12 protein-coding genes are annotated in these 12,879 nt (G+C 52.1%); 8 read left to right on the top strand and 4 right to left on the bottom strand.

Annotation, left to right across the window (positions count from 1 at the left end; translation table 11 throughout):
* Nucleotides 1-118: 118 nt before the first annotated feature.
* On the top strand, nt 119-475 hold the full coding sequence (locus ABFZ83_RS14065; protein WP_411817182.1) for a DUF2794 domain-containing protein: 357 nt from the start codon (nt 119-121) through the stop codon (nt 473-475).
* Here ABFZ83_RS14065 and ABFZ83_RS14070 read toward each other — a convergent pair.
* The 3 genes from ABFZ83_RS14070 to ABFZ83_RS14080 form a co-directional block, all read right to left on the bottom strand.
* Nucleotides 472-1,695 carry a tetratricopeptide repeat protein gene (locus tag ABFZ83_RS14070; RefSeq protein WP_411817183.1) on the bottom strand — a complete coding sequence of 408 codons (1,224 nt, stop codon included), beginning with the start codon at nt 1,693-1,695 and terminating at the stop codon, nt 472-474. The two genes, ABFZ83_RS14065 and ABFZ83_RS14070, sit on opposite strands and share 4 nt — an antisense overlap.
* 125 nt (nt 1,696-1,820) lie before the next feature.
* Complete coding sequence (locus ABFZ83_RS14075) at nt 1,821-2,549, bottom strand: Bax inhibitor-1 family protein (protein WP_411817184.1); 729 nt, start codon at nt 2,547-2,549, stop codon at nt 1,821-1,823.
* A 179-nt stretch (nt 2,550-2,728) separates the two neighbouring features.
* On the bottom strand, nt 2,729-4,279 hold the full coding sequence (locus ABFZ83_RS14080) for an RsmB/NOP family class I SAM-dependent RNA methyltransferase (protein ID WP_411817185.1): 1,551 nt from the start codon (nt 4,277-4,279) through the stop codon (nt 2,729-2,731).
* A 142-nt stretch (nt 4,280-4,421) separates the two neighbouring features.
* On the opposite strand from ABFZ83_RS14080, the gene ABFZ83_RS14085 reads away from it, so the two are divergent.
* The 7 genes from ABFZ83_RS14085 (at nt 4,422) to ABFZ83_RS14115 (ending at nt 12,423) form a co-directional block, all read left to right on the top strand.
* Nucleotides 4,422-5,144 carry a YbjN domain-containing protein gene (locus tag ABFZ83_RS14085; RefSeq protein WP_411817186.1) on the top strand — a complete coding sequence of 241 codons (723 nt, stop codon included), beginning with the start codon at nt 4,422-4,424 and terminating at the stop codon, nt 5,142-5,144.
* Nucleotides 5,145-5,302: 158 nt separating this feature from the next.
* Nucleotides 5,303-5,851: a TadE/TadG family type IV pilus assembly protein gene (locus ABFZ83_RS14090; RefSeq protein ID WP_411817187.1), complete on the top strand. Its 549-nt coding sequence runs from the start codon at nt 5,303-5,305 to the stop codon at nt 5,849-5,851.
* Nucleotides 5,852-5,853: 2 nt separating this feature from the next.
* Entirely contained in the window at nt 5,854-6,435 is a 582-nt protein-coding gene (locus ABFZ83_RS14095; RefSeq protein ID WP_411817188.1) for a TadE/TadG family type IV pilus assembly protein, read from the top strand.
* A gap of 168 nt (nt 6,436-6,603) precedes the next feature.
* Nucleotides 6,604-7,581, top strand: a complete 978-nt coding sequence (locus ABFZ83_RS14100; protein ID WP_411817189.1) for a helix-turn-helix domain-containing protein — start codon at nt 6,604-6,606, stop codon at nt 7,579-7,581.
* Between the two features lie 135 nt (nt 7,582-7,716).
* Entirely contained in the window at nt 7,717-10,098 is a 2,382-nt protein-coding gene (locus ABFZ83_RS14105; protein WP_411817190.1) for a TonB-dependent receptor, read from the top strand.
* A gap of 72 nt (nt 10,099-10,170) precedes the next feature.
* Nucleotides 10,171-11,109: an alpha/beta fold hydrolase gene (locus tag ABFZ83_RS14110; RefSeq protein WP_411817191.1), complete on the top strand. Its 939-nt coding sequence runs from the start codon at nt 10,171-10,173 to the stop codon at nt 11,107-11,109.
* Entirely contained in the window at nt 11,110-12,423 is a 1,314-nt protein-coding gene (locus tag ABFZ83_RS14115) for a spinster family MFS transporter (RefSeq protein ID WP_411817192.1), read from the top strand.
* Nucleotides 12,424-12,499: 76 nt separating this feature from the next.
* Here the strand turns inward: ABFZ83_RS14115 and ABFZ83_RS14120 are convergent, their stop codons facing one another.
* Nucleotides 12,500-12,703, bottom strand: a complete 204-nt coding sequence (locus ABFZ83_RS14120; RefSeq protein ID WP_411817193.1) for a cold-shock protein — start codon at nt 12,701-12,703, stop codon at nt 12,500-12,502.
* Nucleotides 12,704-12,879 lie beyond the last annotated feature (176 nt).

Below are 12,879 nucleotides of genomic sequence, written 5' to 3' on the forward strand. Positions count from 1 at the left end.
GGCAAGGCTAATATGCTTGCCGATTGGGGCGCAGAAAGGGATCAATTAAGGCCATATTAAGGACGTTGCACGAGCCGAGGGGCTTGCCCCAACGGCCCTTACGGGCGAAACTTTGGTCATGCACAGCAAAGTCGCCAAGTTTTCCCCAGACCCTGCGCAATCGCAACGCCGGCCAGAGCCGGTGGCCTTTAACCGGACAGAACTGGGAAGAATTTTATCGGTTTATGGGTATTTCGTAGCGGGTGGGGAGTGGCGCGATTACGCGATCGATTCGCTCAATGACGTGGCTGTTTTCTCAATTTTTAGGCGTGCATCAGAAATGCCTGTTTACCGGATCGAGAAATGCCCCAAACTCGCGAAAAAGCAGGGCGCGTATTTAATTCGGTCCATGAGTGGCGAAGTCCTTAAACGTGGTCATGACCTAGGGCAGGTATTGAAATTGTTCGACCGCCAGAAACTCAAATTGGCCACCTAATGTTGCGCGGCGCTTAGGGGGGCTTTGCAAGCTTCGAAAGTCTCTACGAACAAATGCCGTTGCGCGTGGCTACCGCCGAGCAGATGCAAGTCATTCAAAACCGGTGACAAAACCTCCGCCGCTACGGGGCGGTTATTATCTGTAAAGGCAATAATTGCATGCGCGGTCGGCAAGCAGATTTTGCCCCATAAACGAGCGTCCGCGCCGGTAGCGGAATTAGCCTTTCGCTCAAGGGAGCGAATAAGATCCGTAGTCGCACGATCATTACCAACGCGCGACAGAGCAATGAGATAATGTAAATCATGAAATGGAAACAGATGTTCACCGATGCGTTTTTCTGCCTGTTCCGCGATGGGTTGCCATCGGTCGCCAACATCCATGCCGCGTAACTCAAGTCGCCAGAGCATTGATGCGGCACCAATTTTCTCTTGCGGAAATTCCGGCCATTCGCCCCAAAGGCGCTGATCGTATATTTTCAATGCTTCTTCATCGCACCCTAAAGCCAATTGGAATAAGGCTGCATGCCACCAATTGTGGATACGGATGAATATGCCCTTGGAATCCCAGATATGCGCGCAATGCGCGAGCCATCGGGCTCCTTCGTTCGCGCGCCCTTCGGTTTCCAAGACATGAGCCAATGCGTGATGTGCCCAAGCGTCGTCCATTGCGACTTCAGTTGCTCGGCGTGCTTCGTCTTCGGCTTTGCGCAGCTGATGGTTCTGTTCGAGCGCAAAGGCATGCATGCCATGAACATAGGGCGTATCTTCGTGAATGATTGCTGCGCGTTGTCCCATGCGTAGAAGAGCAGCCTGATCACCGAGATTGAATGCGTGATATTGCGCCCATTTCAGCGCGCATAAATCGGCGGGCCAACGGACGGTCAACTCGTCCAATAGCGACAGCGCTTTTCTGAATTGTCGGTTTTCCCATGCCTCTATCGCTGCGCAAAACAATTGCTCGCGTTCTGTGGCTGACCGTGCGCTGTCGCGCATCCGCGCCAGATAGGGCTGAGCTGCTTGCCAACCTTCTGCGCCCTCAAAGGCCATGTGCAGCGCCGCAGCGTGCGCGTTGATGAAGGGTGCGTCTGGCGCTGCGTCCGCCGCCGGAAAGAGCGCGCGGATATCCGCACCATAGGACAGAAATTCACGAACATATTGGTCGTAGGCGCTGACTGTGTCGGCAGGGGTATTGGTCAGCGGTAGGTCAAAACAATCACGCATAGGATAAACCTAAAAGGGCATTGGGTGTTTTCGCAAATCGCAATTGCTGACGGCCTCTCACGGCTATGTCATTTGAATCAAAAAGCCCCGCCGAAAGGCGGGGCTTTAAGATCGATTGATTGGGCCTAGTCGCGCATGATCCCGAGGATATTGAGGATATGCACAAACAGCGTCACGAAAGAACCGTAGAGCGCAAATGCACCAAAGATCGCAGCACGGTCATTCATAGAGCTACCTTCGCGATACATGGATTTGATCTGCTGGGTTTCGTAGGCGGTTACGCCGGCAACAAACACAACGACCAAAGATGAAATCGCAAGGCTACCCATCGTGCTCTTGAAGATCAGTGCATTGAGGACAATCGCGATCAACAGGCCGATGCCCGCCATGCCAAGGAAGACCGCCATGCCCGAAAGGTCTTTTTTAGTGGTGTAACCCCAAAGGCTCAGCGCGCCGAATACCGACGCCGTGATAAAGAAGGCGCGATAAATCTCAATCGCTGCGCCAGCTTGGGTGAACGCGTACAGCATTGGCGCGATCATCAGGCCCCAGAGCGCGGCGTAGGTCCAGAACATTGCGTGGGCCGCAGCTTTCGAACCTGAGAAAATGATTTTCGGTGCCATCATGCCGATGCCGATGATGCCGATGAAGCCAACCCATTTGAGCGGGGTGCCGGCAATCAGACGCATCAATTCGACATTGCTGGAAATCAGCATCGAAAACACACCGGTCGCGGCGATGCCGAGCGCCATATAGTTATAGACGCCGAGCATGTATTGGCGCAGGCCCTGATCAATCGCGACTCCGCCGGTTTGCGCGACTGAGCCGCCATAGTTTCTGCGGGGTTCGTTCATAAAAGGTAGTCCTTTCCATTCGCCATTAGACGGGAGCGCACTTCGCCCCGTACATTTCAACGGGTAATATCGTTGGCGTGGTGGAGCGGATCAAGAGGTTTCGGGAGGCTATTTGTCGATTTTCGGCGAAATTCGAACGGGTTAACCCCCCGAAGAACGAGCAATTTTAGCTAAATTGCCTAATCCTTGTGTTTGAACCTAACCGCAAAAAAGCCATCCAGACCGCCGTCGTCAGATAACATTGCCGGCGTGGTTCGCAGATCGCCGTCGCGATTGATCAGCTTTTCAAGGCCGCCAATCTCTTCTGGTCGAACTGGGATCCGCTCAATAGATGGATTGCGCTTGAGGGCGGCTTTCGCTTGGGCTTCGCCTTCTTCCCGCTGCAAGGAGCATACGCAATAGACGAAAACACCGCCGGGTTTGAGCAATGAGATCGCGTGATCGATCATTTTACCTTGTAAATCCGCGAGCGCGGTCATCGTGGTTTCGCCCTTGTTCCACGGAATATCCGGGTGTCGCCGAATGGTGCCAGTGGCCGTGCATGGGGCATCTAGGAGGATCGCATCGGCTTTTTCCTCGGGGCGATATCTCAGGACATCTTCCTCAACCAAAAATGCTGTGAGGTCTGATCGTTTGAGATTGGTGACAACGCGCTCCAAACGAGCACCGGATTTGTCGAGCGATGTCACTTTTCCGCCAAGGGCGGCCAGTTGCAGCGTTTTCCCGCCCGGCGCGGAGCACAGGTCGAAAACCCGCTTTCCCGCCACATCGCCTAGCAATTTCGCAGGGAGGCTCGCTGCCAGGTCCTGAATCCACCATGCGCCATCATCATAGCCTGGCAATGACGAAACATCGCTGATGCGGCTCATTCTGATCGTTCCGGTCGGCATGATCCGCGCGTCGTTTCCGGCCTCAACAAAGCGATCGCGCCAAGCCTCAAGGTCTTCACCCGGCTTGAAGCTCAGATCGAGCGGTGCTGGTTTGCGGTGTGCTTCGGCGATGGCTTTTACGCCGTTTGGTCCATAGGCACGTTCCCAGCTACGCCACAACCAAGAAGGCGTATCGGTTCGCGCGGGCAATTTTTCGAGGATGGCTGGACCATCAGCAGCAATTTTTCGGGCGATGGCATTCACAAGTGAAGAATAGCCCTTGGTTTCGGCGCGGTCATTGGCGAGATCAACAGAGGTTGAGACCGCAGCATGGGGCGGCGTGTCCATTAACAAAGATTGCGCAGCGGCAATCCGCAATATGTCCATCACGCGCGCTGATTTCTTCGGCAGCGGGCGGTCGAGATAGCCGCCGATTATGTGATCGATGGATCCGCGGCGACGAAGGGTTTCACTTGCCAGCGCGCGGGCGAAACCGCGATCCGAACCTTCGAGATTTTCAAAGGGCCGTGTTCGGGCCAGTGCGTCTTCGAGTGTCGCCCCTTCATGTACGCGATCCAGAATCTCGAGCGCGGCATACCGGCTTTCCAGCCCGGCGGGGAGGGGCTTGCGGGCAGGCGCTTCGTCGCTTTTCGGGCGGTCATTATCGCGGCCTGGCTTTACCGGCCCACGATCTGACCGTCGGTCACCCTTGGCACGGTCTGGGCCACCACGGTCTGGCCCACTACGGTGCGATCTTTGCGGACGGTCGCCGTTTTTTGCGCCGCGGTCGCGGGGCCCACCGGGCCGGCCAGAAGCGGCGCGCGGGCGGGCTGGGCGGTCATTTTTCGATTTTTCATTCATTTGCAGCGCTAAACCATGCCTTAGCCGGAAAGTCACCCGAAAAACGCGAAAAATATCATATCTGGCCGTTTGGGCAGTTTTCGCTTAAGGTTTTTGCCTGATCGGTGGTTTGCCGAGCAAGGTTAAGGGGAAGTGAGGGGTCATGAAATCGACTTTTGCCGCAATTAGTACCGCTGCTCTCATTGGATTGAGCAGTGTTTCCGGCGCATATGCGCAAAACCAGATGGGGAGCTCCGGCGGGCTGCAAAATCCGTCGAATGTCGTTTCGAATTTCAGTGTCCAGTCCGTGGGGCCTGTGTTGAACGAGCTTGGCATGCAATGGCAGGTCAAACAGCTCGATAACGGAAAGCAATTCATTCACGCAATCAGCGGGTCGATGCAATTCGTTTTATTTTTTACGGTCTGCAAGGATACTGGCTGTTCAGGCATGCAGGCCGTAACATTTTTCTCAAATTCCGGCGCAAACCCGCAGACGGTGCAGGCATTTAACGTTCGTTATCCTTTCGGTACCGCTGGTGTCGACGCGGATGGCGTTGCCTATGTCAGCCGGTATGACATCGCTGATTTTGGTATTCCGCGTGGAAACATTGCGTCCTCGCTGATCAATTTTATTGGGTTGGCAGAAGGCTTTGCGGCTGAACTCGCAAATTCTCATCAAACAGTTAGCCTTGATGGCTATGCTGATGACCTGGCGTCGGGGCATCTCAACCGGCAAGGGCTTGAAAGCTTTGGCGTCGTAACCCGCGAAACAATTAATGGTCCTAAAGGTCACCAAATTGGCTTTGAAGAAGGGGCCGAATTTATCGGTGAGCTTCTAAAGAACGAAGCGACACCGCGGAACAAAATCGAGAACAAGCTCGATTAATCGCGACATCCAATTGAACCATCAAAGGCGCTCATCGGAGCGCCTTTTTTGTTAACTCTATTTCATGACGCTTCATTAACCGGGTATCGGTAAAAGTTTAGGCTTATTAGCAAAATGCTAAAAACGACATCCAGAAGTGGCGTTAAGAGCCTTAAATTATGCGGCCAAGTATTTTTCGCGGGTGGGTGAAGAATCGGAGTGGTTCGACAGCGGTCGAATTCGCGATGATCATGCCGCTATTTCTAGCGATCCTCTTTTCCATTTTTGAGGCGGGCTGGTTCTATTTCGTCTCGACATCCGTTCAGCAAGCAAATGCGAATGCCGCGCGCCTAATCCGTACGGGGCAGGCCCAATCAGGGGCATTGTCAAAAGACGCATTCTTTAAAGAAATTTGTGACGTCGTCGACGCCTTTGGCTCCTGCGAAGAAAAGCTCACTATTGATATCGCAAAGTATGACAATTTTGCCCAACTCGCTGCGGATGTGTCCGAACCCGTCTGTCGGGATAAGGATGACCCCACAATTGAGGGCGCGCAATTTGGCTCAAATGATTACGGACATGGCGAAGAGATAATCAGGGTACGTGTTTGTTTTCTTTATAAACCCATGACCCCGGCACTGGGGCTAAATCTTGCGAAAACAAAACACGGCGACCGCAAGCTGGTGTCTGTTTCTATTTTCCGCAATGAACCCTTTGCGAGTTTATAATTATGGCTAGCAAGTTCTCATCCATATTATCGGCAAAGGGGAAGGCACTGAAAGAGTGTCAATCCGGCATTGCTGCAATTGAATTTGCGCTCATCGCGCCGGTATTGATCATTTTCTTGTTTGGGGTCATCGAAGGCTCGGATGCCCTTTCCCGCAGCCGCCAAGTTACACTCGCCGCGAATACGCTTGCCGATCTCGTTTCGCAGGAAAATGAATTACTGGTTTCTGATGCGGATGATCTTTTTGACGGCATCGAACAGATCGCGGCACCAAGTGGCGGATCAATTTCGATTAAACTTGTTAGTGTCATCAAGGATCCGCTCGGAAACAATATCGTTCATTGGAGCCGCGATAATTCCGGTAACACGCCATATCTACCGGGCACGCCGTATAATAAGCTTGCAACATCTACACTGATAGATGACGGCGCATCGATTATTGTCGGTGAGATCGACTACAGATATACGTCAAAGCTTAGCCGCATTGTGATGCCGGCAATCAGATTTCATCGCACAGCAACGCGGTGGCCTCGCCGCAGCGTTCGCGTGCAACTATGTCGGTATAAAGGCCTCTGTACGACCTGACACATGGATGTGTTTGTGCAAGCATGGCAAAAATGATTATGACCATGTAATTGTTTTACGAGTGATATTTTTCGTCGTGACGAGGTCAGGGTGACAGTCCATATTTCTGTTTCATCGAGCAGGCTTGCCCCTCTCATAGAGCAAGCTCGTGGGGCAAAAATTGACGTCTTGGACCTCGTGGAATCGTTAGGCCTGCCTGCAAAACTGCTTGAGTTTAATCCTGATGACCGCGTGTCCCTTGCGGACTACTACCGCTTGCGTAGTCGGTTGAGTATTTTGTTTGGTGATGAAACATTGCACCTTTCGACCCGCCAACTTCTGCCTGGCAGTACGGATTTCGTTCTTCAGCATGTGCATGATTGTAAGAACCTTTTTGAGGTCATGCGCGGTATCGCCCGGTCGTATAACATATTGCATGGCGGGCAATATAATTCGGTTGTTCGGCGGCAATCATCGGTAGATTACGTAATTGATGATCGCAAATTTCCATACTCCAATGATCAGCCTAAAGAGTATATATATTTTGCAATCGAAACTGTGCTGGTCTTTTGGCATTGCATGCTGATGGTTGTGTCCCCGCTCGCAACAAATGCGGTGAAAAGTGTTCACATCAGGCGGCCGACACCGGGCGGTGATTGTGCGCACCTCGGATATTGGGACGCCCCAATTAAGTTCGGTTCTGATGTGTATAGAATATCGGTTGATCCCGACATTGCTATGACGCCAATCGTCGTTCCTGCATCCGAGAATTTAAGCTCTAACGCGGTCTACCAGAAAATTTCATCGGTGATTGCAGAACGGGGTGGGCGCGGAAAGCCCATCCAGTCAACCGTATCGCATGTGCGGGATGCCTTGTCTCGCGGCGTGATTGAGCAAACAGATGTCGCTTCCCAGATGAATATAAGCGTGGCGACTCTTCGGCGCCGCCTCAGCGATGAAGGGACCAGCTTCCGAGAGCTTCGTCGAGACGTTTTGAACGAAACTGCCCAGCGCTTGCTACTGGATGGTCAAACTGTTGCCGACGTGGCTGAGGCCATTGGATTCTCGGAGTTTCGAGCCTTTAATCGCGCATTTCGCGATTGGAATGGCGTCACGCCAAAGGCATTCGTGCGCGAAGCGAAAAACCGCTTAGGCATTGAAAAATAAGCGAAAAATTAATTCCGTTGTTGTTTTTGAGCGAAAATGTTCACTTTTGTTGAGCCAAGCCGTCATTATGCGGTTGTTTCGGACAGCATAGCGTCATCAAAAAAATAAACGGGTAATTACATTGGGAGGCGACCTATGGCTGTTCACACTCAGTCGAAGACTTTTTCGTTTGCGAGCAAAGCTGGATTGTTCGCTTTTTGCTCAACATTATCGCTGACAGCAGGGGGAGGTGTAGCATCCGCGCAGGATAATGCATCAGCGTCTGGCGACGATGTCATCGTTGTTTCAGCGCGCCGCCGGGATGAATCTTTGCAGGATGTTCCCGTAGCGGTTTCCGCCTTTTCAGGCGATCAGCTTTCATCAATCGGCGTGGCAGACCTCACCGACCTCGAGGCCATCACACCAAACGTAACGCTCGAAACGTCACGTAGTACAAACTCCACTCTAACCGCCTTCATTCGCGGCGTCGGGCAGCAAGACCCCGTCGCTGGTTTCGAAGCGGGTGTCGGCATCTATCTTGATGATGTCTACCTAAATCGTCCGCAGGCGGCATTGCTTGATGTGTATGATGTAGAGCGGATCGAGGTTCTGCGTGGTCCGCAGGGGACGCTGTATGGCCGCAACACAATCGGTGGTGCCCTCAAATATGTAACCAAGGGTCTGAGCGACGAGCCAGAAGCGCGGCTCCGTTTGACTGGGGGGACCTTTGGACAGTTTGAAGGTGTCGGCTCTTTCAGCGTCCCACTTGCGACCGATTCCTCTATTGGTGACCTTAAGTTCGGTGGTGGTATCGCCTATCTTCGCCGCAATGGCTTTGGCGATAATCTGACGCTCACGGATCTTGAGAATTACAACAAGGATCTCCTTTCTGCGCGCGCAAGCATTGAGTGGGAACCTTCAGACAACATCTCATTCCGCGTGGCCGGTGATTGGACTGAAGATAATTCTGATCCGAAGCAGGGACACCGTTTGATTGAAATCCCCGGTGCGCCTGTCCTCGACAATGTTTTTGACACCCGCGCAAGCCTGAATACGCCGGAGCAAAAAGTTACGGCCAAAGGTATTTCTGGTGTCGCCGAATGGGCGGTGAACGAAAACTTTACGGTAAAAAATATTCTCGCCTATCGTGAGGATGACACATACTCACCAATCGATTTCGATAGTTTACCGGTTGCTGATCTGGACGTTCCGAGCTTCTATGGAAACTCGCAATTCAGCGAAGAATTCCAGATTCTTTATTCCAGCGATCGTCTAAACGGTCTCGTCGGTTTCTACTACCTTGATGCCGATGCAATTACGCAGTTTGACGTTGTATTGGATGAAACGGCAGCGCTACTAATGCTTCCGGGGATCAACGCCTTTACTTCAAGCGACGTAGGGACAAAAACCTGGTCGATTTTTGGTGATTTCACCTTTGATGTCACTGATCAGCTCGCCGTGTCTTTCGGCGGCCGATACACATCAGACGAACGGTCGATTGCACTTGATCGTTCTCGTTATTTCACAGCCGGATACTCGCCGACATTTGGTGGTCCGGATCGTGCGCCGACCTTGGTGGATGCTGATCTCGATGCGACAGCTGATTTCGATGATTTCAGCCCGCGTGCGTCAATTACCTGGCAGCCGACAGACGAACACACATTCTATGTGTCATACTCACAAGGCTTTAAAGGCGGCAGCTTCGATCCGCGTTGTGGCGCGAACGCAGCTCCGGATCTGGATGATGACGGACTTTCAGGTGCAGCAGACCCGGATGATCAAATCGAGTTCTGTAGCTTTGATCCGGAAAACATCACAACCTATGAAGGCGGCTGGAAGAACAATCTGTTTGATGGCCGCTTCCGGTCCAGCCTTGCGATCTTCTACAGTGACTACAGTGACGTTCAGGTGCCGGGTTCAATCGGTATCGATGCTGACGAAGATGGTGTTGCGGAAACATTTGCTGGCGTGACCACAAACGCGGCTGAAGCCACACTCTATGGTCTCGAATTCGAAGGCAATGCGATCCTCGCTGAAGATATGTTCCATGGCGGCGATTCATTGGCCTATCAATTCTCGCTCGGTTATATCAATGCGGAGTTTGACAGCTATACCGGACGTACAGGGACGGATATTTCTGATCTCGCTCGGTTCCAGAACACGCCAAAAATTACGGCGTTCAGTCAGTTGACCTACACCAAGCCAATGAGCCTCTTTGGGCGTGGTGGCGATATCAGCGTTTACACATCCGGCTCTTATCGTAGCTTGACCCACCAGTTCGGTTATCCTTCGCCGCAACTTGATCAGCCAGAATATGCACTGTTGAATGCTGGTCTGAACTGGGTCTCTGAAGATGGCGGATTGAAAATTTCAGTCCACGGTACAAACTTGACCGACAAAGAGTTCATTGTTGCCGGTTATGACTTCGTAACGACCTTCCCTGAGTTTGGTAACTCGGCTTTGGGCACGACCGGCGTGTTGACCGCATTTTACGGTAATCCGCGTCAGGTCTTCGGTACAATCGAAGTCGCGTTTTAACGACAGTCCAATCGTGACATGATGCGAAGGCGACCTCTGGGTCGCCTTCGGCGTCTCTGACTGAGGTCCTTTATGAAAAAGCTATCGGCTTTGCTTGTGCTGTTACTGGTGGGTGCGGGCGCGTATTTTTATTTAACGGGTCAAAGTCACGACAATACGGCCGAAATACGCGCGGCCTATTTGAAACCTAATGATCGTCTGGTCGAGATCGCTGGCGCGACTGTGCGTGTGCGTGAAGAAGGGGTGGCCGATGCGCCAGCGCTTCTTTTAATCCACGGATTCAGCCATAGCTTAGAGACATGGGATGGATGGGCCGAGGCACTGAAATCCGATTATCGCGTCATCCGTTATGATCTATTGGGCCATGGTCTAACAGGGCCCGACCCAATGGAGCGTTATGCACCGACCGAACGCGCCGCGTTTATCGGTGACGTTCTTGAGGCGCTTGACCTTGATCAGGTTCTGATTGCGGGCAACTCACTGGGGGCTCTTGCGGCATGGCGCTATGCGGCGACCAATCCTGAAAAAGTGAGCCGAATGGTGTTGATTTCGCCGGGAGCATATCCGTTTGGCGAGGTTGGCGATCAGCCGGCACCAATACCGCCTATGATGAAATTCTACCTTTTGAACGCGCCGGAGGCGGGCGTTCGCGCCAGTGCGGAATTGATTTATGCAGATGATGCAAAAATCACTGATGAGCGGGTAAAGGTCATGGGTGATATGATCCGCATCAAGGGAAATGGCGAGGCAATGATTAAGTCATTGGAAGAGTTTTCCCTGCCCGACCCGACAGATGATTTGGCAAAGGTTACGGTTCCGACCCTGATAATGTGGGGCGAAGGTGACAATATCATTCCAATCGCCCATGGTTCCAAAATGGAAACCGTTATGCCAAACGCAAAATTGCTGACCTATCCCGGCGTTGGGCATGCTGCACAGGAAGAAGCCCCCCAACAAACGGCTCACGATGCCGACACGTTTTTTAAAGACAACCTTACGGACGTTGAATAGATGAAAGAACCATCACCACTTTATCGTGGCTATGTCTTGTTCATCCTTGTGGTGGTTTACACCTTCAATTTTATAGACCGGCAGATCGTTGGAATTCTGGCAGTTCCGATCAAGTCAGAATTGGTACTCACTGATACCCAATTAAGCTTGATGGGCGGATTGGCTTTTGCCTTGTTTTATACATTGCTTGGAATACCGATCGCGATGTTGGCTGACCGATCATCAAGAACATGGGTGATGACGGTCGCCTTGGCGGTATGGAGCGCAATGACGGCCGCCTGCGGGTTCGCGCAGAACTTCATGCAATTGTTCCTAGCGCGCCTTGGGGTCGGCGTTGGAGAGGCCGGCGGCGTAGCGCCGGCATATTCACTTATTTCTGATTATTTCCCGCCGGAAAAAAGGGCGCGGGCATTGTCAATTTATTCGTTTGGAATCCCCGTGGGTTCCGCGCTCGGTATTCTTCTCGGGGGTGTGCTGACAAGTTATCTCGGGTGGCGTTCAGCATTTATCATTGTTGGTTTGGCGGGGTTAGCGATTGCGCCAATTTTCCGCCTGACTCTTCGCGAACCAAAGCGCGGTGGGTTAGATGGTGCGGCCGCAATTACGACGCCGGCCAAAATTGGTGATGTGGTTTCGACATTAGTTCGTAAACCAAGCTTTTGGGGCCTTTCGTTTGGTGCGGCGAGTTCTTCGATGATGGGCTATGGCCTGATTTTCTGGTTACCGTCGTTCTTCGTTCGTAGCTTTGGAGACGCGTTACCGGAATTTTTCAGTTGGATGCCAGCATTTTTGATGCCTGAGAATCCGTCACCTTTATTGTTTGCCTCATATTTCTACGCCACGATCCTTTTATTGGGCGGTGTCATTGGTATTTGGCTTGGTGGGGTCATGGCCGACAAATATGGTCCCGATAAAAAAGCAACCTATGCGATCGTCCCGGCCGTAGCCTTTTTAACAACTATCCCGTTTTTCGTTGTCGGGGTTACCGCATCCTCGCTTTGGCTGGCATTTCCCGCGTTTCTGGTTTTGCAGGCCCTAAGCCTCGTGTGGCTTGGTCCGGTCTTGACTGCATTCCAGCAGCTTGTTCAACCAAATATGCGGGCAACGGCCTCTGCTGTATTCTTGTTTGTCAATAATTTGATTGGCATCGGATTAGGGAACCTCGCGATTGGCGCAATTTCAGACGGCTTGAAAGCTGCCTATGGCGATGAGTCCCTACGTTACGCGATATTGTCAGGAACCGTTTTCTACTTCATTGCTGCAGGGTTGTTTTTATTGACCGCGCCGCGATTGAAAAAGGACTGGGCTGAATAAAAGGTCCATACGGAGCAATGATATATCAAAAAACGCCGCCCCAAGGGGCGGCGTTTTCATTACATTAACATGACTTTTAGGCGGGCTTGAGATTACCAGCCGAAGTTTTTCCGCGCTGTTCGGTAAGCTCATAAGAAATACGCTGACCCTCTTGAAGGTCGGCCATTCCAGCTTCTTTAACCGCAGAAATATGTACAAATACGTCCTTACCGCCGTCATCGGGAGCGATAAATCCATATCCTTTTGTGGCGTTGAACCATTTGACAGCGCCTGTAGCCATATTTGATCTCCTATTCATGGCATCGTCCGCATATTGCTATGCGGGTTGGGTGGGCAACCATGTCTTGGGATCTTATCATTCGGCCGTAGGCAGGCATGGAAAGGTCGGGCAAAACAGAGTCGCATGTAATTTAGAATACAGCTGTGCTTACGCGTCAAGACTGCGCACTCAGCGCA

The sequence above is a fragment of the Hyphococcus formosus genome (assembly GCF_046736345.1).
Lineage (GTDB): Bacteria > Pseudomonadota > Alphaproteobacteria > Caulobacterales > Parvularculaceae > Hyphococcus > Hyphococcus formosus.

Coding starts and splice junctions, on each gene's coding strand:
- ABFZ83_RS14070 (WP_411817183.1), bottom strand. CDS start 1,695: ATGCGTGATTGTTTTGACCTACCGCTGACCAATACCCCTGCCGACACA.
- ABFZ83_RS14065 (WP_411817182.1), top strand. CDS start 119: ATGCACAGCAAAGTCGCCAAGTTTTCCCCAGACCCTGCGCAATCGCAA.
- ABFZ83_RS14090 (WP_411817187.1), top strand. CDS start 5,303: ATGCGGCCAAGTATTTTTCGCGGGTGGGTGAAGAATCGGAGTGGTTCG.
- ABFZ83_RS14080 (WP_411817185.1), bottom strand. CDS start 4,279: ATGAATGAAAAATCGAAAAATGACCGCCCAGCCCGCCCGCGCGCCGCT.
- ABFZ83_RS14105 (WP_411817190.1), top strand. CDS start 7,717: ATGGCTGTTCACACTCAGTCGAAGACTTTTTCGTTTGCGAGCAAAGCT.
- ABFZ83_RS14085 (WP_411817186.1), top strand. CDS start 4,422: ATGAAATCGACTTTTGCCGCAATTAGTACCGCTGCTCTCATTGGATTG.
- ABFZ83_RS14095 (WP_411817188.1), top strand. CDS start 5,854: ATGGCTAGCAAGTTCTCATCCATATTATCGGCAAAGGGGAAGGCACTG.
- ABFZ83_RS14120 (WP_411817193.1), bottom strand. CDS start 12,703: ATGGCTACAGGCGCTGTCAAATGGTTCAACGCCACAAAAGGATATGGA.
- ABFZ83_RS14115 (WP_411817192.1), top strand. CDS start 11,110: ATGAAAGAACCATCACCACTTTATCGTGGCTATGTCTTGTTCATCCTT.
- ABFZ83_RS14110 (WP_411817191.1), top strand. CDS start 10,171: ATGAAAAAGCTATCGGCTTTGCTTGTGCTGTTACTGGTGGGTGCGGGC.
- ABFZ83_RS14075 (WP_411817184.1), bottom strand. CDS start 2,549: ATGAACGAACCCCGCAGAAACTATGGCGGCTCAGTCGCGCAAACCGGC.